Annotated in this window: 20 protein-coding genes, 1 pseudogene and 1 riboswitch; of the genes and pseudogenes, 13 read left to right on the top strand and 8 right to left on the bottom strand. The window is 66.3% G+C overall.

Features of this window, described 5'->3' with window-relative positions:
• Positions 1 to 7: 7 nt before the first annotated feature.
• Positions 8 to 955 (bottom strand): AraC-like ligand-binding domain-containing protein, encoded by a 948-nt coding sequence (locus tag HNP60_RS01360; RefSeq protein ID WP_184149248.1) that lies wholly within the window; start codon positions 953 to 955, stop codon positions 8 to 10.
• A gap of 540 nt (positions 956 to 1,495) precedes the next feature.
• On the opposite strand from HNP60_RS01360, the gene HNP60_RS01365 reads away from it, so the two are divergent.
• From HNP60_RS01365 to HNP60_RS01380, 4 genes and pseudogenes are all read left to right on the top strand, one after another.
• On the top strand, positions 1,496 to 1,765 hold the full coding sequence (locus tag HNP60_RS01365; protein WP_260394599.1) for a DUF4168 domain-containing protein: 270 nt from the start codon (positions 1,496 to 1,498) through the stop codon (positions 1,763 to 1,765).
• Positions 1,766 to 1,965: 200 nt separating this feature from the next.
• Positions 1,966 to 2,973, top strand: a complete 1,008-nt coding sequence (locus HNP60_RS01370) for a helix-turn-helix domain-containing protein (RefSeq protein WP_184149254.1) — start codon at positions 1,966 to 1,968, stop codon at positions 2,971 to 2,973.
• 132 nt (positions 2,974 to 3,105) lie between these two features.
• A complete protein-coding gene (locus HNP60_RS01375; RefSeq protein ID WP_184149257.1) occupies positions 3,106 to 4,260 on the top strand; it encodes an iron-containing alcohol dehydrogenase in 1,155 nt (384 codons plus the stop codon).
• Between the two features lie 228 nt (positions 4,261 to 4,488).
• Positions 4,489 to 4,812, top strand: a pseudogene (locus HNP60_RS01380) (GNAT family N-acetyltransferase); the annotation flags it as partial.
• A 36-nt stretch (positions 4,813 to 4,848) separates the two neighbouring features.
• Here the strand turns inward: HNP60_RS01380 and HNP60_RS01385 are convergent.
• Complete coding sequence (locus tag HNP60_RS01385; RefSeq protein ID WP_014074643.1) at positions 4,849 to 6,165, bottom strand: hemolysin family protein; 1,317 nt, start codon at positions 6,163 to 6,165, stop codon at positions 4,849 to 4,851.
• Positions 6,166 to 6,427: 262 nt separating this feature from the next.
• Here HNP60_RS01385 and HNP60_RS01390 point away from each other — a divergent pair, with 262 nt between their 5' ends.
• Positions 6,428 to 7,102, top strand: a complete 675-nt coding sequence (locus tag HNP60_RS01390; protein ID WP_014074644.1) for a YiaD family glycine zipper/OmpA-like lipoprotein — start codon at positions 6,428 to 6,430, stop codon at positions 7,100 to 7,102.
• A gap of 65 nt (positions 7,103 to 7,167) precedes the next feature.
• Here HNP60_RS01390 and HNP60_RS01395 read toward each other — a convergent pair whose 3' ends face one another.
• Positions 7,168 to 7,962 carry an acyl-CoA thioesterase gene (locus HNP60_RS01395; RefSeq protein ID WP_260394600.1) on the bottom strand — a complete coding sequence of 265 codons (795 nt, stop codon included), beginning with the start codon at positions 7,960 to 7,962 and terminating at the stop codon, positions 7,168 to 7,170.
• 108 nt (positions 7,963 to 8,070) lie between these two features.
• Positions 8,071 to 8,274: riboswitch (cobalamin riboswitch) on the bottom strand.
• Positions 8,275 to 8,356: 82 nt separating this feature from the next.
• Complete coding sequence (locus HNP60_RS01400; RefSeq protein ID WP_184149260.1) at positions 8,357 to 9,535, bottom strand: DUF1176 domain-containing protein; 1,179 nt, start codon at positions 9,533 to 9,535, stop codon at positions 8,357 to 8,359.
• A gap of 79 nt (positions 9,536 to 9,614) precedes the next feature.
• Here HNP60_RS01400 and HNP60_RS01405 point away from each other — a divergent pair, with 79 nt between their 5' ends.
• Entirely contained in the window at positions 9,615 to 10,484 is an 870-nt protein-coding gene (locus tag HNP60_RS01405) for a 3-hydroxybutyryl-CoA dehydrogenase (protein ID WP_184149263.1), read from the top strand.
• A gap of 28 nt (positions 10,485 to 10,512) precedes the next feature.
• On the opposite strand, the gene HNP60_RS01410 is transcribed toward HNP60_RS01405, so the two are convergent.
• The 4 genes from HNP60_RS01410 to HNP60_RS01425 all read right to left on the bottom strand — a co-directional run bounded on the left by HNP60_RS01410 (position 10,513) and on the right by HNP60_RS01425 (position 14,551).
• Positions 10,513 to 11,289: a MerR family transcriptional regulator gene (locus HNP60_RS01410; protein WP_184149266.1), complete on the bottom strand. Its 777-nt coding sequence runs from the start codon at positions 11,287 to 11,289 to the stop codon at positions 10,513 to 10,515.
• A 55-nt stretch (positions 11,290 to 11,344) separates the two neighbouring features.
• Positions 11,345 to 12,577, bottom strand: coding sequence for a NupC/NupG family nucleoside CNT transporter (locus HNP60_RS01415; protein WP_184051435.1), 1,233 nt, complete (start codon positions 12,575 to 12,577; stop codon positions 11,345 to 11,347).
• Between the two features lie 171 nt (positions 12,578 to 12,748).
• Complete coding sequence (locus tag HNP60_RS01420) at positions 12,749 to 13,201, bottom strand: hypothetical protein (RefSeq protein WP_184149269.1); 453 nt, start codon at positions 13,199 to 13,201, stop codon at positions 12,749 to 12,751.
• Between the two features lie 21 nt (positions 13,202 to 13,222).
• A complete protein-coding gene (locus HNP60_RS01425) occupies positions 13,223 to 14,551 on the bottom strand; it encodes an amidohydrolase (RefSeq protein WP_184149272.1) in 1,329 nt (442 codons plus the stop codon).
• Between the two features lie 237 nt (positions 14,552 to 14,788).
• Between HNP60_RS01425 and HNP60_RS01430 the strand changes: the two genes are divergently transcribed.
• From HNP60_RS01430 to HNP60_RS01460, 7 genes are all read left to right on the top strand, one after another.
• Positions 14,789 to 15,481 carry a queuosine precursor transporter gene (locus HNP60_RS01430; protein ID WP_184149275.1) on the top strand — a complete coding sequence of 231 codons (693 nt, stop codon included), beginning with the start codon at positions 14,789 to 14,791 and terminating at the stop codon, positions 15,479 to 15,481.
• Between the two features lie 58 nt (positions 15,482 to 15,539).
• Entirely contained in the window at positions 15,540 to 16,457 is a 918-nt protein-coding gene (gene argB / locus HNP60_RS01435; protein WP_184149278.1) for an acetylglutamate kinase, read from the top strand.
• A gap of 141 nt (positions 16,458 to 16,598) precedes the next feature.
• Positions 16,599 to 16,892: a YggT family protein gene (locus HNP60_RS01440; RefSeq protein ID WP_014074655.1), complete on the top strand. Its 294-nt coding sequence runs from the start codon at positions 16,599 to 16,601 to the stop codon at positions 16,890 to 16,892.
• Positions 16,893 to 16,928: 36 nt separating this feature from the next.
• Complete coding sequence (locus tag HNP60_RS01445) at positions 16,929 to 17,222, top strand: DUF167 family protein (protein ID WP_184149281.1); 294 nt, start codon at positions 16,929 to 16,931, stop codon at positions 17,220 to 17,222.
• On the top strand, positions 17,219 to 18,115 hold the full coding sequence (gene folD, locus HNP60_RS01450; RefSeq protein WP_184149284.1) for a bifunctional methylenetetrahydrofolate dehydrogenase/methenyltetrahydrofolate cyclohydrolase FolD: 897 nt from the start codon (positions 17,219 to 17,221) through the stop codon (positions 18,113 to 18,115). Before HNP60_RS01445 ends, folD begins: the two co-directional genes overlap by 4 nt.
• Positions 18,112 to 18,828: a hypothetical protein gene (locus HNP60_RS01455; protein ID WP_184149288.1), complete on the top strand. Its 717-nt coding sequence runs from the start codon at positions 18,112 to 18,114 to the stop codon at positions 18,826 to 18,828. Before folD ends, HNP60_RS01455 begins: the two co-directional genes overlap by 4 nt.
• On the top strand, positions 18,825 to 19,445 hold the full coding sequence (locus HNP60_RS01460; protein ID WP_184149291.1) for a MarC family protein: 621 nt from the start codon (positions 18,825 to 18,827) through the stop codon (positions 19,443 to 19,445). Before HNP60_RS01455 ends, HNP60_RS01460 begins: the two co-directional genes overlap by 4 nt.
• Positions 19,446 to 19,457: the final 12 nt, after the last annotated feature.

Here is a 19,457-nt window from a genome sequence, read left to right on the forward strand (position 1 = left end):
GCCAACCTCAGTTGAACTGCGCCTTGCGATAGTCGCCGGGACTGACGCCGAAACGCCGGCGATAGGCGCGTGTGAAGAGCGGCAGACTCGTGAAGCCCAGCCCATAAGCGATCTGGGCGACCGTCGAGCCGCGCCAGCGCGGGTTGCGGAGCTGGCGCGCCGCCAGTTCGAGCCGGCGGCGCAGGATATAGGCCCGCAGGCTGTCGCCTCGGCGCGAGAACATGGCGGCCAGCTCGCCAGCGTCGATGCCGATCGCGCCGGCCACGAGCTGGGCGTTGAGGCCGGGATCACGGATATGGTCCTCGATGAAGTTGAGTACCCGCTCCTGATAGACCGCATCCAGGTCGGGCCCGTTCAGCTCGCTGCCGAAGGCGACGCTGTAGGAAGTGGAGATCATGTCGAGCAGCTGATGGGCAATGCTGTCGTCATGGGCTGATCGGAAGCCGCGTTCGAGCTGCTTCCACAGGCCGCAGGCCATCAGGGCTGCGGTCGGGGTGAGCCCTTCGCGCGCCGGAAGGCGGCGGCCGCACAGCAGCTCGGGATGCGGCAGATAATCGTTGATGACATCTCCCGGCACCCGGACGAGCAGCATTTCCGCGTCATCGTCCAGATTGAAGAAATGCGGGACGGCATTGTCGCACATGGTGAAGTCGCCTGCGCGCAGCATCGCCTCATTGAGGCCCTGATGGAAAAGCCCGCGCCCGGCGAGCTGGATCAGGAACGAGTAGACGCGCGGCGTACTCCCGCTGATATGGTCATCCGTGCGGCGAATGGTGCAGGGGCCCGTGACCAGCCGCGCGAGGCTGATCTGCCCCAGCCCGCCCAGCTTGAGGCCGGCGCTGAAATTCCCGTGCTGCGGAATGAAGTCGGTTGCGGACAGGCGTGTCGAATAGATTTCGTTCCAGGCCTGGGCGCGCCCCCTGCACACCAGTGCCTCCGTGCTGAAGCTTTCCATAGCCCTCCGCGCTCCACGCCTCCGGACGAGCCGGCGACGCTTCCTCTCCCGCTGATCCTCTCGCTCGGAAATCCTATATCAGATAGGAAAATTCTTTCCACGAGAAGAGTTCAGCTCTCCATCGCTCGCCTTAGGGCCGATGTCGATCCGGGACTTGCACCAGTCGGAAGGAAAGAGGGCCATTTCCCGCGTCTCCGACGCCGCACACTGTGAGCGCGCAATCGGCCGCTGATCGCCCGTCATGCCGGGACATCGGCAACTCGTTATATTTTCTCGTTATATTGTCGACCCTTTATCCACCCGCCCCGGTCGAGGAACGGATGGTCGACCAATATTTGTCACATATCGGTCAGCGCCTAGATTGGAGGGGACGGTCCCCAAAAAAGGAAGGCATTCATGATGAGAAATTCCCTCAAGATGGCCCTTGTCGGTGCCGCGATGGCCGCAAGCGCTCCGCTTTTGGCTCAGGAAGCGGCCCCGGCGCCCACCCCGGCGCCCGCGCCGGCCCCAAATTCGCCTGCTGATCCCGCACAGCCTGGCATGCCGCCGGCGGCGACCGAGCAGTATTCCGACGCGGACCTCAAGGCATTCGCCCGCGCCGCGATCGAGGCCAGCAAGATCCAGCAGGACGCCGCTGTGCCTGCGGAAGAAAAGCAGCCCAAGATGCTCGCCGCGGTCCAGGCGGAGGGGCTCGATCCAGTGAAATTCAATGAGATCGCGCAGGCTTCGCAAGCCAATCCCACGCTTCGGCAGCGCATCCAGCAGGTCGCTTCGGCTGAAGCGCAACCTGGCGCTCAGCCGCAGAACTGAGGCAAAAAATGCCCGACGGTCGCCGCCGGCTCCGGAAACGGGGCCGGCGATCCGTTTTTGCGGGGCACCTTATCCCCTGCTGACCAGCCCTTTCGTCCATGAGCGATCGGGGCGTGCCTGCCGCCCCTTTCCAGCGTGTGTTTGTTGCTGATAATGCCCCTCATGACGCCAGAACGAGCGGGTGAGGATCAGCAGCGCCAATGTCGATGATAGAAGTGCATCACCTGCCTCCCGGCACCCGGGCGGGACGAGCACGCGCCTGGGAAGAGCTTTACGCCACTCAGGTGGAACGGGCCACTGTCACGCTTGGCGAATCCGAGACGGGGCCGACCCTCAGCAGCGGGACGCTGGGCCCGATACGACTGGTGCGCATCGAGATGGACTCAGGCTTGCTCCAGCGGACGGCCGAGGAAATCGGCCATGTCGCCGAACCCGCTTACTCCTTCCTGCTGCAGATCGCGGGTCAGGCCAGCTTCTCCCACTACGGGCAGGATTGTGTCCTGGGTCCGGGCGACATGTCGCTCTGCAACAATGCTGTCCCCTACAGCTACACCGCGCACGGCCCTGTCGAACTGCTCCTCATCCGCGCGGGGATCGGCACGATACGCGAGCATCTGCCTTCGCCGGAACAGTTTTGCGGGCGGCACCTGCGCGCCGCGGAGGGGCTGGCCGAACACGCTGTTGGGCTGTCCCAAAGTGTCTTTTTCCAACTCGCCGCGGACCTGCCGGAAGCCGTCCACAATCGCGTAGCCCGCAATTTGCTGGACGCGCTGGCCACCGCCTTCGCGATCGGCTTCGATGACCTGATCTCCTCTTCTGCAGTCCTCACCGGCCGCCATGCCCGGGTGCGTCTCTTCATCGAGGAGAATCTCCGAAATCCCGATCTCAGCCCCGGCTTCATCGCCACGCGCCTCAAGGTATCCTCCCGTTACCTGCGCATGATCTTTGCGGCGGGCAACGAGACCGCCTCGGCCTATGTCCTGCGTCGCCGGCTGGAGGAGTGCGCCCGGCAGATGGCTGATCCAGCCTGCGCCCATCTCACCATCACCGACATCGCGTTCGGCTGGGGCTTCAACAGTGCGCCCCATTTTGCCCGCAGCTTTCGGGAACGGTTCGGCGAGGCGCCGCGTGTCTATCGACGCGAGAAACTGGCAGCGCTTGCCACCGGCGGCGGCGCGCTATCCGCAGGCGCCACCGAGAGCGTCTGACGCGGCATCAACGCCCGGCCGGTGCGCCGCCGCGCGCCCTGTTCAACGCGTAGTTCCGTCTCGTGCAAGTCGCAGGTGGCGTTCGCTCGCAATGGTGCGCCGTTTCCGAAATGGCCAGACGGACCTGCGCGCATGAGCCTCAACCGCCCCGTTACGATCTTCAATGTCGGCGTGGTCCGGATCGGACAGGGCGTCGTCCTGTCCTGCGCGGAGGATTTCGCGGCACGGGGTGCGACCTCGGTGCTTCTCGTCACCACCCCGCCGACACGCGGCCTGTGCGCGCCCCTGATCGCGGCGCTGGAAGCCCGCGCGATGAGCGTGACCGTCTGGGACGCGCTGACCGGCGAGCCAACCATCGAGAACTTCCACGATGCTCTGGCGACCACGCGCGCCTGCGGGGCCGATGCCGTCATTGGCTTGGGCGGAGGCAGCGCGATGGACGTTGCCAAGCTCGTCGCTGCATTGGCGGACGGACGGCAGGGCATCGAGCAGGTCATTGGCGTGGATCTGCTTGCCGGCCGGGCCTTGCCGCTCGCCTGCGTGCCCACCACGGCCGGCACCGGCAGCGAAGTGACGCCCATCGCCATCCTCGGGGACGAGGAGGAGGATCTCAAGAAAGGCGTAGTCAGCCCCTGGCTCATACCCGATTTCGCTTATCTCGATCCGGAACTCACCGTCTCCATGCCGCGTGCCGTGACGGCCTCGACCGGCGTGGATGCGCTCACCCACTGTATCGAGGCTTATGCGAACCGCTTCGCCCATCCCGTGGTCGACATCTTCGCACTGGAAGGCATAAGCCTGATCGCATCGCATCTCGAGCGCGCCTGTGTCGACGGCACCGATCTGGTGGCACGCGAGGCGATGCTGCGCGCAAGCTATTATGGCGGCCTGTGCCTCGGCCCGGTGAATACCGCCGCGGTGCATGCCCTGGCCTATCCGCTGGGAGGGGAATTCCACATCCCGCACGGGGTCGCCAATTCCATCCTGCTCCCGCATGTGCTGCGCTTCAATCTCGCGGCGGCTCCGGGGCGCTATGCCGCCATCGCGCGCGCCATGGGCATCCCCGACGGGCCGGACGACGAAGCGACCGCCCGTGCCGGCATCGAATTCGTGGCCGATCTGTCCGCCCGCGTCGGCATCCCCGCCGGTCTCTCCGGCATGGGCATCAGTGCCAACGCCATTCCCCGGATGGCCAGCTCCGCGATGAAAGTAACGCGCCTCCTCGAACGCAACCTGCGCGACCTGACCGAACAGGACGCAGCGCGCATCTATGAAGCGGCGCTGTAGCGCGGGACGACATTCATCCAATATTTTCGTCATGCTGAACTTGTTTCAGCATGACGTTTTACAGGGAGGCAACGCGCCCCAGAGGTTGAATGTCGATCAGCCTAGAGCGCGGGGCGACAGCTTGACAATCTGAGCAAAGTGGCCGGGCCGCCTTTCGTGTGAAGTGCGGAGGGATCGCCGCCCGGCCATGTCTGGGCTCTCGATCTCTCGGGCTATGAGGAGCCCTCGCTCAGCCTGTGGGGCGCCTGGCAGGGCGAGGCGCTCGCCGGTATGATTGCGCTCAAGCGGATCGCCCCGGGCCATGGCGAGATCAAGTCGATGCGCACACATCCCGATCATCTGCGGCAGGGTGTCGGCAAGGCACTGCTCGTCCATCTCGTGGAGGCGGCACGTGGGCTGGATTTCGTGCTGCTCTCACTGGAAACGGGCCGTGGCGAAGCGTTCGAGCCCGCGCTGGCGCTCTATCGCGCCCATGGTTTCACGGATGGGCCGGCTTTCTCGCATTATGAGGCCAACGCGTTCAGCCAGTTCCTGCACATGCGCCTGACCTGACGCCTCTCCTCCAGCAACGGCGACGAGTTTACGGCTTCAGTCGGTCGTGGCGCTCACCAGCAGCTTGTCGATCTTGCGCCCGTCCATGTCGAGCACCTCGAAGCGCCATCCTTGCTGGTCGAAATTCTCACCTTCCTCGGGCAGGCGACGCAACACCGCCAGCACGAAGCCGGCCACCGTTGCGAAGTCGCGGTCCTCGGGCAAGCTGATATCCAGCCGCTCGGCCAGCGCATCGATGGACATCTGACCGGAGACCAGCAGCGATCCGTCCTCCCGCTCGGTCACCATGGGCTGCGCGTAGAGATCGCTGTCGGAGGCGAACTCGCCTGCGATGGCCGACATGAGGTCGGACGGCGTCACGATCCCTTCGAAGTGACCATATTCGTCATGGACCATGAGCATGGGTACGTCGGCTTCGCGCAGCCGGTTGAGCGCGTCCATCGCGTCCACCTGATCGGGAACGATCGGTACGGTGCGCATCAGGGCGCGCAGGTCAAGCGCTTCCCCGCGAAACAGCGCCGCCATGATGTCGCGAGCCTGGACCACGCCGATGATGTCTTCCACGCTGCCCTGCGCCACCGGCAACCGCGTATGGGGCGTCGCCAGCAGTTTCTGGCGCAGGTCCGCAGCGTCACCGTCCGCGTCCAGCCAGTCCACTTCCGGCCTTGGAGTCATCACTTCGCGAACCGGCCGGTCCGCGAGGCGCACGACGCCCGAGATGATCGCCCGTTCGCTTTCCTCGATCACGCCCTGCCGGCTCGCTTCGGCCACGATGAGCTGCAGTTCCTCGGCCGTGACATGGTTGGAGGAATCCGGCTTGATCCGCAGCAATCGGAATACCAGCTCGCTGGACTTGTCCAGCAGCCAGACGAGAGGGGCCGTGGCCCGGGCCAATCCCTGCATCACCGGCGCGATCACCACCGCCAGCGGCTCGGGATTGCGCAGGGCCAGCTGCTTGGGGACCAGCTCACCAATGATCAGCGAGAGATAGGTGGCGAAGAGGATGGCGATCGTGAAGCCTGCATTCTCGGCGATATTCGGCGCGACGCCATAGCTGGCGATGATGGCGCCGAGCGGCCCGCCCAGCTTATCACCGGAATAGGCGCCCGACAGCACGCCGATGAGCGTGATGCCGATCTGCACGGTGGACAGGAAGCGACCCGGCTCGGCGCTCAGTTCCAGCGCGGCGGCCGCCCCTCGCTTCCCTGCCTTGGCCATTCCCTGAAGGCGCGGACGGCGCGCGGAGACGATCGCCAGCTCGGACATTGCGAACAGGCCATTGATGGCGGCGAGCGCAACGACGATCGCCAGATCGATCCATGGAAAAGCGGGGGTGACTTCAGGGAGGGGCATGAAGTGAGACTCTAATAGACATTTTTTTGCGGCGCGCCACAACGGAGAGCATGTCCAGGCAGTCAGTGTGATGGCGGATTTCGGCAGATTATATTGCCCTGCTTCCCGGAGCCTTTTATTTTGGCGCGAGAGCGAGCGACCGGCGCCGGGTGCCAGAATTGGTTCCAAGGAGAGATGGCCGTTCAGGGAACGATCAGGTTTTGAGGTGCGTTATGGGCGCGCCCGTGCTGGGCGGGCCCTGTAGAGGATGAGGGAGAAAGACATGAACGTTCGCAGCCACCCCCGAATTGCCCTAGCCGGGGCGGCGCTCGCGGCACTGGCTCTCTCCGGCTGCGTCACGGATCCCGAGACCGGTAACCGCACAATCTCCAAGGCAGCGATCGGCGGCGTCGGCGGGGCTCTGGGCGGCTATCTCCTTGGCGATCTGCTCGGCGGCCGGAACGACAGGACCGAGAAGATCGTCGGCGCAGGCATCGGCGCGATCGCCGGCGCGGGCGTCGGCGCCTATATGGATGCGCAGGAAAAGAAGATGCGCGAACGCACCGCCGGCACTGGCGTGGATGTCGTGCGTCAGGGCGACGAGCTGCTGCTGCGCATGCCCTCCGGCATCACTTTCGCAACCAATCAATCGAGCATCCAGCCGCAGTTCCAGCCCACGCTCAACGAGGTAGCAGCGACGCTCGCCGAATATCCAAAGACCATGATCGATGTGCTCGGCCACACCGATTCGGATGGTACGGAAGCCTATAATCAGGCGCTCTCCGAGCGGCGCGCGCAGAGCGTAGCCGATTATCTGGCGTCGCACGGAGTCGCGCGGGTGCGCGTGGCGACGATGGGCTATGGCGAGACGCGGCCCATCGCATCGAACGAGACCCCCGAGGGCAAGGCGCAGAACCGTCGCGTCGAGATCAAGATCGTCCCGGCCGTGGAAGGCTGAGGCCGGATCTCGCCCGGGCGCCGCATTCGTTTCACGCGGCGTCCGGGCCCCCTTCTGCCGTGTGGTCACCGTGTGAAGGGGCTGGGTCGGCCTTCCCGGTCCACGGCGACCATCGTGAAGGTCGCCGCTGCCGACTGCCGGCGCTCCCCCGTCATCAGATCTTCCGCCCGCAGGTCGACTGCGACCCGCAACGAACTGCGTCCGACTGACAGCACGCGCGCGGCAAGATCGACCATTTCGCCTGACCGGATGGGCGAGGCGAATTCGATCCGGTCGGAAGCCGCCATGACGATCACGGCCCTTGCATGGCGGGACGCGGCGATGAACGCGGCCTTGCCCATCATCTTGAGCGCGTCGCCGCCGTAGAGCGTGCCATAATGATTGGTCTGCGGCGGGAAGACCATGTCCACCATGCGCAGCATGCCCTCTTCGGGAGCGGCGCTTGGCTCCCCGTGTCTCTCCGTCGTCAGTGGTGGCAGCGGAAGTTGCGTGCCAGGCCCCTTGACCGCGACGAGCGTGAAGCGTCCCCGGGTGCACAGGCGCCGCTCGCCGGTCACCGGATTTTCGGCGACCAGTTCCACGTCAACATCCAGCGCGCTGTTGCCCACGCGCGCCACGCGTCCGCTCGCCTCGATCATGTCCCCGGTGCGTGCCGGCGCGGCGAAGTCGATCTTCTCGGAGGCCGCCGTCACGAACGGCGCCCGGCCGTGACGGGTCGCGGCAAGGAAGGCGATCTTGTCCATGTGCGCCAGCGCAACACCGCCGAAAAGCGTGCCGTGGTGATTGGTGTCGCCGGGAAACACCATGTCGATCAGCCGGACGGTGCTGTCGTTCGTAGCGGGCTGGGTGGTCTGGGTCATTGCATCGTAATCCCGATTGGGACGGAGCAACGGACGGACGCCAGAATCCATCGCGCGCCCGTGGCGGGCACGGCTGGGCAAGCGGCCAGCCCGGACACCCCGCCGGTGGACGTTATCGCGCCTGAGGCAGGTCTCCTGGCTCGCGGGTCAGCGCGGACGGTCTGGCCTTCCCGGCAAGTGTGCTTGCCAGTGACGCGTAATGACCGCCGCTCGCCGCTTACAGTTGCGGGGGCAGCGCCGGCTTTCCACCGGCTTCCCTCTTGGCTCCGTCCGGCACGGGCCAGACGGAGAACCTCGACGGCGTGGACATCGCCGGAGCGGAGAGAGGCGTCAAGGGGCACGGTTCGTATCCGTGCGCCCGGTTCGTTTGGCCGCCGTCGGGAGGCCGGGCGCTTCAGCCCTTCGCGTTGACTGCCGAATAAAGCACCGGCCATTCCCAGGCGCCGCGACACACCGGCATGGATCGCGCCTCGGTCAGCCGGAACAGGGCGCCGTCCCAGCGATAGGTCTCCGCAGTGCCGCAATCGCCCAGACCCCGCCCCTTGGCGAAGCTGGAGAGCTCGCCGCGAGCCGGATTCCAGCGCGCATTGACGAGCATGGGCGGCGTGCCGGGATCGCCGGTGAAGCCCGGCACATGGTCGAAGCGGGCGATGCTGAACCGCCACTGGCCGTCCCCGCCGGTCGCAAGGAGCGGCACCATGCTGACATTATAGGCGCCACTGTCGCAGGGCAGGAGAATGAGAGCGTGCTGCGGATCGAGCCGGTGGGTTTCCAGTGGGGGCCCTGCGTCGACCTGTCCCTCGCAAGCCGCGAGCTGCCGGGCCGCGATCTGCTCCTGCGCCGTGAAGATGGGGGGCGGGCTGTCCGGTACGGCTGGCGCCGCGGGGGCGAGGTCGCTGTCCGGCGGCAGGGGCTTGGCAAGATCGGCCGGGCCGTCGCCCAGCGCAGCGAGCGCGCCCTTGCTGCCCACCCGGCCCTGCTGTTCGTCGATGTAGCGCAGGGCGGCGGGCAATCCGCGCAGGGACGGCGCGTCGATCAGCACCGGCGCGCTCTTCCGTTTATTCGGGCGCTCCCGCACTTCGAAAGCGTAGCTCGATCCGAGCGCGCGCATGATGTCCAGCGCCAGGGGGCCAGTCAGCTCGATCATGTCCTTGTTCGCGGTGGCCTGGGTCAGGCTCTTGTTGTCCACCACGATGTCGATCTGGCCACTGAGATGATCGGCGCCGATGAGGCGCAGCGTCGCTTCGCCCGTGGAGCCTCCAGCCCGCTGGATGGAAACGAGTACGGAATAGGCCGTGCCGGCCCCCTCCGGCACGAGTGAAACGGCACTGCAGCTGAGCCTGTTGTCGCAGCCGACTGCCCAGTCCTCGAAGATCTGGATGCGCCCGAGCATGGGACTTTCGACGCCGGGAAGTCCGGCCGCGATGGCGCCCATGCCGGGTGCGGCCGGGATCGACTGGCCCGCCTGCGATGCCGCGGCCGGTTGCGGCACTGCGGCGGACGGCAGTGCGCTTGCGGTACAGGCAAGCGACAGGGCCGCGATTCGGTTCAGGGCAGTGACTAATCTTGTCATCGTAGCTGTCATAATGCAGTTGCTCAGGATCGAGTAGAGCCTAGCATGGTTGCCGGTTCATTCATCGAAAGGATAGCGCATGCGCAAGATCGGAGTGATCGGGGCTGGCCAGATGGGCGCCGGAATCGCTCATGTCTCCGCCCAGGCCGGCTATGAGGTCCTGTTGCGCGACATGGATCTCGGCCGGGCCGAAGCAGGCAAGGCCGGCATCAGCAAGCGCATGAAACGCGCGGTCGAGGGCGGCAAGATGGCGGAGAGCGACGCGCAGGCGGCGCTGGCCCGCATCACGCCGGTTGCCGAGCTTGCGCCTTTTGCCGACTGCGATCTGGTCATCGAGGCGGCGACGGAGCGGGAGGAAATCAAGCGCACCATCTTCGGTGAGGTCGGCAAGCTGCTCGGCCCCGATGCGATCCTTGCGTCCAACACCTCATCCATTCCGATCACGCGGCTGGCGCAGGCGACAGGGGACCCGGCACGGTTCGTGGGTGTGCATTTCTTCAATCCGGTGCCGGTGATGGGCCTCATCGAGCTGATCCGGGGCCTTGCCACCGCGCCGGAGACGGTTGACGCCGTGGAGGCTTATGCACGTGCGCTCGGCAAGGAAGTGGTCCACGCCTTCGATGCCCCAGGCTTCATCGTCAACCGCATCCTCATGCCGATGCTCAACGAGGCGATCTTCGCGCTGGGCGAGGGTGTGGCGAGCATGAAGGATATCGACACCGCCATCCGCCTGGGCCTCAATCATCCCATGGGTCCACTGACGCTGGCGGATTTCGTCGGCCTCGATACCTGCCTGGAGATCTGCAAGGTGCTTCACGAGACCACCGGCGATCCCAAGTTCCGCCCGGCCCCGCTACTGGTCAAATATGTCGAGGCGGGCTGGTATGGCCGCAAGACCGGCAAGGGCTTCTACGATTATTCGGGCGAGGAACCGGTGCCGACGCGCTGAGGCGCCGGCACCGTGCCTCACGCGGAAATCAATCGGCGCGGCGTGCCCGCGCCGCCTCCTGAATGAAGCGGAAGACGGCGGCGTCGAACCCGGGGTCGGCCTTGCCTTCGCCCGTGCCGTGCCAGCTTTCCATGTCGCCGTAGAGCCGCGTCACGCCCTGCATCATCGCCGGGGTCGCGACGGACTGGAAGGGTGCGAGCAGCGCTTCCCATTCCCGCAGCAACGCCTGTGCCTCTTCCCCGGCCGGGTCGAGCGGCAGGGCGTCCTTGATCCGTGCGCCGAGGTCGGCCCACCGTGCTGCATAGCGTTCCTGATCGAAATCCGCCGGCAGTGCGGCGTGAGCCGTGGTGAAATCGTCCTTTGCGTCTTCGGTCAGATATCGGTCGGTGATCGTCCGCCAGGTCTGTGTGTTCATGGTGTTTTCTCCATCCCGGATCAGCGAGCAGAAGGTCGCGACATCGATGGGCTCGCTGCGATCGATGCGGGACAGGATGGCCGAGAGGCGCGTGCGTGCGTCGGCGATCTCGCGTGCCTGCGCCGCCAGCGACGCGATCTGTGCGGCGATCAGCGCGCGCAGGTCCAGCCGTCGGCCGGCGGCAATGCGCTGGATCTGCGCAAGGCTGAGTCCGGCCCGTTTGAGCGCGAGGATCTGATGCACCCGCTCCAGCTCCGCCGGGCCGTAATGTCGCCGACCGGATGCCGTGCGCAGCGGCGTCACCAGTCCCCGCGCTTCATAGAAGCGCAGCGCGCGGGCCGTCAGGCCCGTGCGGCGGGCGACTTCGGCAATGTCGAGCGACTCGGTCATGCCGCGTCTATGCCACTTGACGCTGCGTCAACTTCAAGGGTCCTTGGACAGCGCGTCAGAGGCTGAGCATCAGCCCTGCCAGCGCCGCGCTCATCAGATTGGCGAGGCTGCCGGCGATCAGCGCCTTGATGCCCAGTTTCGCGATCATGGGCCGTTGATTGGGCGCGAGATTGCCGGTGACCGCCATCTGGATGGCAATGGACGAGAAGTTGGCGAAGCCACAGAGCGCGAAGGTCGTGATCGCAATCGTGGCCGGCGAGAGTGCGCCCTGGACCTGGCCGAGCTCGATATAGGCGACGAATTCGTTGAGCACGACCTTGGTGCCGAACAGACCGCCCGCGATCTGTGCCTCGCTCCAGGGAATGTTGAGCAGCAGCATGACCGGCGCGAATATCTTGCCGAGCAGCATCTGGAAGCTGAGGCCCGGATAGCCGAACCAGTCGCCAACGCCCGCGAGGAGCCCGTTCGCCAGCGCGACCAGCGCCACGAAGGAGAGGACCATGGCACCCACGGCCACGGCCAGCTTGACGCCGGTCTGCGCGCCCTGCGCCGCCGCCATGATGATGTTGGCGGGCTTCTCTTCCTCATGCGTCGCGTCCGGCAGGATCACCGGTTCGATCTCGGCATCGTCGGGGTGGTCCGGCATGATGATCTTGGCCATCAGAATGCCGCCCGGCGCTGCCATGAAGCTCGCGGCGAGCAGATAGTCGATCTGGATGCCCATGGAGGCATAAGCCGCGAGGATCGTCCCGGCCACGCCGGCCATACCGCTCGACATGACGGTGAAGAGCTGCGCGGGCGTGAGGCTGGAGAGATAGGGGCGGATGACCAGCGGGCTTTCGCTCTGCCCCACGAAGACGTTCGCGGCGGCGCACAGGCTCTCCACTTTCGAGACACCGGTGACTTTCTGGATGCCGCCGCCCACCCAGCGCACGACGAGCTGCATGATGCCGAGATAATAGAGGATGGAGACGAGGCTGGCGAAGAAGATGATGACCGGCAGTGCCGCGATGGCGAAGCTGGTGCCCCCGACTTCCGGCCGGGCCAGCGGGCCGAAGATGAAATCCGTGCCCGCCTGCGCATAATGCAGCAGGTTCGAGACGCCCTGCGCCATGCCGGCGATGACAGCCTTGCCGGCCGGCACGTAGAGCACCAGCAGCGCGATGCCGGCCTGCAGTGCGAAGGCGGAAGCGACGACGCGCGGACGGATGGCGCGCCGGTTGTTCGAGAGCAGGAAGGCGATGGCGAGAATGGCGAGAATGCCGCCGAGGCCGATGACGATGGGCATGAAGAAGTGCGCGGTCCCCTGACCTCCTGCCCGAGCGGCGGAGGCACGGTCGCCCCTTATACAGGGGCGGGGCGCCGCGGCAATCCGGTGGCTCGGTCCGGGAGGATGGCGCCGTCGCGGCCGGTGCGACCTGTGGCACTTCGCCTTCGCTCGGGCCCTCCCGACGTCTCCTCAGAGCGCCGCGAGAATCGATCCGGCCAGCTTTTCGGGCTGCCGGGAGCCGATGAAGAGCACTGTCCCGTCGCGCAGCACGATCTTCACCGCGCGGTTGCCGCGCGCGCTGTACATCCGCCCCTCGCGTCCGATCCTGAGCCCCCAGCCGCCGAAATCGCGCAGCGGCCGGTATGTCACCGCTTCCACATGAGCGATGTCCATGAGCGGCACGCGCCGGCGCAATCCGGCCGGAAAGCCGAACTCGATCTCCTTCTCGTCCACCCTGGTCACGAGGCGGAAGGCATATTGGAGGGTCGCGAGGATGGCCGCCACTGCCGCGAGCAACGCGAGCGCGCCGGCGACCTCATCGCGCGGCGCGGAGACCAGTGCCGCGATCGCGACCGCGCCGATGACGGCTAGCACTGCCGCGAGCACGCCGGGGGAGAACCGCTGTTCCTCGTGAAATCGCATCCATGTCTCTCCCCGGACGGGTCAGCTCCGTGGCGGTGCCAGCAGCTCCAGCGCCGCTGCCGTCATGGCCGTGGCACCGGTCACCACCGCCGGTTCGGGCGATATCTTGAACAGCGGCGAGTGATGGGAGGCAATCGGCGCGCCGCCTGCCTTCTCCGCGTCCAGCCAGGCCTGCTCGGCGCCACCCACGGCGATGTAATAGCCTTTTACCCCGGTGTCCGGCGTGACGAAATAGGCGAAGTCCTCCGCACCCATCGTCTTCTGTTCGAAAGGCGTCACCTTGTCCGGCCCAAGCGCCTGCGCCACTGCCGCGTTGAGCTGCCGGGCGAGGGCGGGATAATTCGCGGTGACCGGCGTGCTCTCCACGACGTTCACGACCGGCATCTTGTCCTTAGGCATGCCGTTCAGTGTCGCGATGCCGCTCGCGATGCGGCGGATGCCGTCGATCAGCCGATCCCGTTCCGTCTGGTTGTTTGCCCGCACCGTGAGTTCGAGCTTGGCCTCTTCGGAAATGATGTTGTGCTTGGAACCGGCGTGGAAACTGCCCACGGTGATGACGCCCGGATCGAGCGGGGGGCGTTCGCGGCTGATGAGCCCCTGCAGCGCGATCACCATCTGCGAGGCCATGTAGACCGGGTCCTTGCCCATGTGCGGCGCCGCGCCGTGGGCGCCCACGCCCGGAAAGATCACGTCGACCGCGTCGGCCGAGGAATATTGCGTGCCTTCCGCCGCCGAGACGGTGCCCGCGAGCCGGGACGCGTCGACGTGGAAGGCAAGCGCATAGTCCGGCTTGGGGAAGCGCGTGTAGAGCCCGTCCTTCACCATCGCGATCGCGCCGCCGATCCGCTCTTCCGCCGGCTGCACGACGAACAGAACGGTGCCGGACCAGCGATCCTTCATGGCCGCCAACTGCCGCGCGGTGGCGATCAGCCCGGTAATGTGCGTGTCATGCCCGCAGGCATGCATGACCGGCTTCTCCACACCGTCGATGTCGACCTGACGCGCCTTGCTGGCCATGGGCAGGCCGGAGCGTTCCTCGACCGGCAGGCCGTCCATGTCCGCGCGGATTAGTACGGTCGGGCCAGCGCCGTTCTTCAGGACGCCCACCACGCCGGTGCCGCCCACCTTCTCCGTCACCACCACGCCGGGCACAGCCCGCAGCGCGGCGGCCATCTTCCCGGCCGTGCGGTCTTCGCGGAAGGAGAGTTCGGGGTTGCGGTGGAAGTCCTCCCACATCGCGCCGAGGTCCTTCTTGTAGTCGGCGCGGATCGCGGTGGCGTAATCGGTCTCGGCAAGCGCGGGCTGGCCGGCAAGAACGGCCGCCAGGACGGCCGGGATGGTGATGCGCATATATTTCCCCTTTTGGGCAAGCCTATCCAGCGCGGGGGCGGATGTCATCGGGATTTTTTGCGGACGCGAAGAGACGGCCGGGGCGCGCAGGGCGCCCGTTCCGCTGGCCGGAGCGACCAGCCCCGACGAAGGAAAGCGCACCGGCCGGGCGAGGGCACCGGAGCGGGAAGGAGTCCGCTGCGCCCCCTCCTCAAGGCCGCTCTTTCCGCATGGCGCCAAAGTGGATATGGATCGCGCATGCCAGCCTCCTCCACGCCGGATTTCCCCCGCGCCCGCCTCTCCACTTCGCTGTTCTTCTTCTCGGTCTTCTACGGGGGAATGGTTTGCGTCGCCGGCGTGCTCGGCAACAAGCAGGTGTCCTTGGGCCCGTTGTCGGCGATCGGCCCACTGCTCGGCGTGGGAACGTTGGCGGTGGAAGCGGGCATCTTTGCCTTCCTGCTGCTCGTGGTGGTGTCGAGCGCCGTTGCCGAAGTGCATGGGCGTGCCCTTGCCAACCGGCTGGTCGTCTACGGCTTCGTTCCGTTGCTTACCTCCATGGCGCTTTCCTGGCTGGTGCACTGGCTGCCCGCCTCGCAGGAGATGCAGCCGGCCAATCGCGAGGCGATCCAGCTCGTGCTGGGCGCGACATCGCGCATCTGGGGGGCGGGCATCATCGCTTACGGCATTTCGCAGACGCTCAATGTGACGCTCTTCGCCTGGCTCAAGGGGCGCGAGGGCAGTCGCCTGCTCTGGCTGCGCGCCGCAATTGCCAGCATCCTCTCGCAGATCGTCGATACGCTGCTGTTCGTATCGATCGCCTTCTATGGGGTGTTCCCGATCGGCGACCTGCTCATCGGGCAGATGCTCGCCAAGGTCGTGCTGTCGGCGCTGATGGTGCCGCCGCTCATCTATGTTTTCGTGGCGCTCGCACGTCGCCTGGACGCGCACTGACCCCAGGCGAACGCACCCGGGACGGCGGCATTTCTTGCGCCTGTTCCCGCAAGGGCTTATGCGCGCGCGCATGACCAATCATCACGCGCCCGACCCCGCCCTGCTCGCCAAGGCCGAAACCCTGACTGAAGCGCTGCCCTACATGCAGCGCTATGCCGGCGAGACGTTCGTCGTGAAATATGGCGGCCATGCCATGGGCGATCCGGAAGCCGCCCGCGACTTCGCGGAGGATGTCGTGCTCATGAAAATGGTCGGCATCAACGTGGTCGTCGTGCATGGCGGCGGTCCGCAGATCGGTGCCATGCTCAAGAAGCTGGGCGTGGAAAGCAAGTTCGTGAACGGCCTGCGCGTGACCGATGCGGAGACCGCGCAGATCGCCGAGATGGTCCTGGCGGGCTCCATCAACAAGGAGATCGTGGGCTGGATCAGCCAGGCCGGCGGCCGGGCGGTCGGCATTTCCGGCAAGGATGCCGGCCTCGTGCTGTGCGAGAAAGTGGGCGACAAGCGCGAGCCGGACCCGAACAGCGGGATCGAGCGCAATGTCGATCTCGGCTTCGTCGGCGATCCGGTGCGGATCGACCGGCGCATTCTCGACAGTCTCTCGCGTGACGGCATCATTCCGGTCGTGGCGCCGGTCGGCATCGGTGCCGACGGCCAGACTTACAATGTGAACGCCGACACCATGGCCGGGGCGATCGCGGCGGAGCTCAACGCGCGGCGTTTCTTCCTGCTGACCGACGTCCCGGGCGTGCTGAGCAAGGAGAAGGCGCTGCTGAGCGACCTCGATCCGGCGAAGATCGGCGCGCTGGTCGCGGACGGCACCATTTCCGGGGGAATGATTCCCAAGGTCGAGACCTGCGTGAAGGCGGTCGAAGGCGGGGTGGATGCCGCCGTGATCCTCGACGGGCGCGTGCCGCATGTCATGCTGCTGGAGGTCTTCACCAGGCAGGGCGCGGGAACGCTGGTGCATCTCTAGGCCGTACGGCGCGGGCTTGCATCCGGACGGTCGCGGACACATCTCCCTTCGGTCGGTTTTCCACGCCTCGCCCCTAAGCGCTTGTCCCCGGTGTATTAGCTGGGCTAGACTCCCTCCATCCCTTCTTCCACAGGATAAATCATGGCCCTTGCCCTCATCCAGACGCTGGCGATCCTGCTCAACGTGGCATGGTGGATCATCATCGTGCAGGCGATCCTGAGCTGGCTCATCGCGTTCAATGTGATCAACATGAGCAATGACATCATGCGCAGCATCTGGATCGCGCTCGATCGACTGACGGAACCGCTCTACCGGCCGATCCGGCGCATCATGCCCGATCTTGGCGCGCTCGATCTCTCGCCGATGGTTGTGCTCATCATCATCATCATTCTGCAGGGGCCGGGCCTGACCGCGCTGGCGTCCTTGCTGCTCTGACGGCGCGTGCCGGTCCGCCGCGACGGCGCCGATCTCATGCTTGCCGTCCGGCTCACGCCGCGCGCGGCACGCGAGCGGATTGGCGGCACCTTCGCGGACGCGCATGGCCAGCGCTGGCTGCAGGTCAGCGTCACTGCGCCGCCGGACAAGGGCCGGGCCAATGCGGCGCTCGTCGCGCTGCTGGCCAAGCGGCTCCGGCTACCGCAATCATCGATTTTACTGGAGACAGGGGATACCAACCGGCTAAAGCGCCTGCGGCTCACGGGCGCAGATCCGGGGGCTGAAGAGTCTTTGAGAGATATTGCCGGACAGGAGCGTAGCACAGCATGACTTTGGGCAAGGAAATCGACGGCAAGGCTTTCGCGGCGGGGCTGCGGGGACGCATCGCAGATATCGTGCCGGGTTTCGTGGCCCAGAAGGGCCGCAAGCCGGGCCTTGCCGTGGTGCTGGTGGGCGAGGATCCGGCCAGCAGCGTCTATGTGCGCTCCAAGGGCAAGGCGACGGTCGAGGTCGGCATGGAGAGCCTCGAGTTCAAGCGCCCCGCGATGATCAGCCAGGAAGAGCTGATCGAGCTGGTCGAGGAGCTGAACGCCGATGACAGTGTCGACGGCATTCTCGTCCAGTTGCCGTTGCCCAAGCATCTCGACGATGCGGCGGTGATCGCCACAATCGATCCTGCCAAGGATGTCGACGGTTTCCATGTCGTCAATGCCGGCAAGCTGGCGGTGGGCGATCCCACGGCGCTGGTGCCATGCACGCCGCTTGGTTGCCTGATGCTGCTGAAGGATGAACTCGGCGATCTGTCCGGCAAGGAAGCGGTGGTCATCGGCCGCTCGAACATTGTCGGCAAGCCGATGGCGCAGCTTCTGCTTGGCGAGAGCTGCACGGTGACCATCGCGCACAGCCGCACGCATGATATCGCCAGCGTCGTGCATCGCGCGGACATCGTCGTTGCGGCGGTGGGCCGGCCGGAGATGGTCAAGGGCAGCTGGATCAAGCCCGGCGCCACGGTCATCGATGTCGGCATCAATCGCGTTCCTGCCGAAGAGGAAGGCAAGACGAAGATCGTGGGCGATGTGGCCACGGCCGAGGCGATCAATCATGTCGCGGCGATCACGCCCGTGCCGGGCGGGGTCGGCCCCATGACCATTGCCGTCCTGCTGCGTAACACGCTGGTCGCGGCGCATGTCCGTGCCGGCCTGCCGGTGCCCGAGGGGCTTTGATCGGCCGGGCCGCCTCCTTCGCGGCCTGCGCGCTGCTGCTCGGCGCGACCACGGTCGCGGCCGATGCGCAGCAGCGCCGGCCGCGCGGCGCGCTCAGTGCCAATCCCAGCGCCATCGTGTCGGCGGAGCTCGCCTTTGCCCGGCTGGCGCGGGAGAAGGGGCAGTGGACGGCCTTCCGCGAAACGGCGGAAAAGGATGCGGTCATGTTCGTGCCGGATGCGGTGAACGCGCAGAGCTGGCTCCGGAAACGTGCCGATCCTCCCGAAACCGTCTCCTGGCGTCCCGATCGCGTCTTCGTGTCGTGCGACGGCACCTATGCCCTCTCCACCGGACCCTGGAGCGGGCCGAATGATACCGCTGGCAGCTTCTACACCGTGTGGCGTCGCCAGAAGAATGGCGACTACAAGTGGGTTCTGGATTTCGGCACCACCAAGCCGGCTCCGGCGCAGGAAGAAGGCGTCATCGAGGGCAAGGTCGCGACCTGTGCGGGCGGCTCACGGCCGGACCGGCGCGGGGATGATCCCGCGCGCGACCCGGTGCTGATCGCCAATCCGCCGCCGCTTTCGGGCGAGGGGCAGTCCGCGGATGGTTCGCTGCGCTGGCGCTGGGCGCGCGAGGAGAAGAGCCGCGTGTTCGAGCTGTTCATGCGGCAGGCCGATGGCGAGCAATCCGTCCTGCGCGTGGTCGAGCCGGTCGCGGAGACAGCTCCATGATCGAGTTGTTCCTTTCCGCTTTTGTCACCTTGTTCGTGGTGATCGATCCGCCGGGCTGCGCGCCGATCTTCTACGGCCTGACCACGGATGCGACATCGGCGCAGCGGCGGCGCATGGCGATCCGCGCCGTCCTGGTCGCGACGTTCATTCTCGTCGGCTTTGCCGCGGTCGGCGAGCAGCTGCTGCACGCGCTCGGCATCAGCCTCGAGGCTTTCCGGATCGCGGGCGGCATCATGCTTTTCTTCATCGCCATGGACATGGTGTTCGAGAAGCGGACCCAGCGTCGCGAGGACCGGGCCCAGAAAGTGAAGGAGACGCCCGAGATCGAGGACGTCTCCGTCTTCCCCATGGCCATGCCCATGATCGCGGGTCCGGGCTCCATCGCCACGGTCATGCTGCTGATGGCACGGGCAGATGGTGCGCCGGAGAGCTTCGCCGTGCTGGCAGCGCTGGCCGCCAATCTCATCCTCATGATCCTCGCGCTGCTGGCGGTCGGGCCGATCATGCGGCTGTTCGGCGGGCAGGTGGAAGCCGTCATCACGCGCCTTCTGGGCGTGATCCTGGCCGCGCTCGCCGTCCAGTTCGTGCTCGACGGGCTGGAGGGCAGCATCCTGTAGCGGCCCGGCGGG

Origin of the sequence: Sphingobium lignivorans (assembly GCF_014203955.1) — a bacterium.
Classification (GTDB): domain Bacteria; phylum Pseudomonadota; class Alphaproteobacteria; order Sphingomonadales; family Sphingomonadaceae; genus Sphingobium; species Sphingobium lignivorans.

What these genes read in the sequence shown, in the direction of transcription:
- HNP60_RS01360 (WP_184149248.1), bottom strand. Translation starts at nt 955, where the DNA reads ATGGAAAGCTTCAGCACGGAGGCACTGGTGTGCAGGGGGCGCGCCCAG.
- HNP60_RS01365 (WP_260394599.1), top strand. Translation starts at nt 1,496, where the DNA reads ATGCCGCCGGCGGCGACCGAGCAGTATTCCGACGCGGACCTCAAGGCA.
- HNP60_RS01370 (WP_184149254.1), top strand. Translation starts at nt 1,966, where the DNA reads ATGTCGATGATAGAAGTGCATCACCTGCCTCCCGGCACCCGGGCGGGA.
- HNP60_RS01375 (WP_184149257.1), top strand. Translation starts at nt 3,106, where the DNA reads ATGAGCCTCAACCGCCCCGTTACGATCTTCAATGTCGGCGTGGTCCGG.
- HNP60_RS01385 (WP_014074643.1), bottom strand. Translation starts at nt 6,165, where the DNA reads ATGCCCCTCCCTGAAGTCACCCCCGCTTTTCCATGGATCGATCTGGCG.
- HNP60_RS01390 (WP_014074644.1), top strand. Translation starts at nt 6,428, where the DNA reads ATGAACGTTCGCAGCCACCCCCGAATTGCCCTAGCCGGGGCGGCGCTC.
- HNP60_RS01395 (WP_260394600.1), bottom strand. Translation starts at nt 7,962, where the DNA reads ATGACCCAGACCACCCAGCCCGCTACGAACGACAGCACCGTCCGGCTG.
- HNP60_RS01400 (WP_184149260.1), bottom strand. Translation starts at nt 9,535, where the DNA reads ATGACAAGATTAGTCACTGCCCTGAACCGAATCGCGGCCCTGTCGCTT.
- HNP60_RS01405 (WP_184149263.1), top strand. Translation starts at nt 9,615, where the DNA reads ATGCGCAAGATCGGAGTGATCGGGGCTGGCCAGATGGGCGCCGGAATC.
- HNP60_RS01410 (WP_184149266.1), bottom strand. Translation starts at nt 11,289, where the DNA reads ATGACCGAGTCGCTCGACATTGCCGAAGTCGCCCGCCGCACGGGCCTG.
- HNP60_RS01415 (WP_184051435.1), bottom strand. Translation starts at nt 12,577, where the DNA reads ATGCCCATCGTCATCGGCCTCGGCGGCATTCTCGCCATTCTCGCCATC.
- HNP60_RS01420 (WP_184149269.1), bottom strand. Translation starts at nt 13,201, where the DNA reads ATGCGATTTCACGAGGAACAGCGGTTCTCCCCCGGCGTGCTCGCGGCA.
- HNP60_RS01425 (WP_184149272.1), bottom strand. Translation starts at nt 14,551, where the DNA reads ATGCGCATCACCATCCCGGCCGTCCTGGCGGCCGTTCTTGCCGGCCAG.
- HNP60_RS01430 (WP_184149275.1), top strand. Translation starts at nt 14,789, where the DNA reads ATGCCAGCCTCCTCCACGCCGGATTTCCCCCGCGCCCGCCTCTCCACT.
- argB (WP_184149278.1), top strand. Translation starts at nt 15,540, where the DNA reads ATGCGCGCGCGCATGACCAATCATCACGCGCCCGACCCCGCCCTGCTC.
- HNP60_RS01440 (WP_014074655.1), top strand. Translation starts at nt 16,599, where the DNA reads ATGGCCCTTGCCCTCATCCAGACGCTGGCGATCCTGCTCAACGTGGCA.
- HNP60_RS01445 (WP_184149281.1), top strand. Translation starts at nt 16,929, where the DNA reads ATGCTTGCCGTCCGGCTCACGCCGCGCGCGGCACGCGAGCGGATTGGC.
- folD (WP_184149284.1), top strand. Translation starts at nt 17,219, where the DNA reads ATGACTTTGGGCAAGGAAATCGACGGCAAGGCTTTCGCGGCGGGGCTG.
- HNP60_RS01460 (WP_184149291.1), top strand. Translation starts at nt 18,825, where the DNA reads ATGATCGAGTTGTTCCTTTCCGCTTTTGTCACCTTGTTCGTGGTGATC.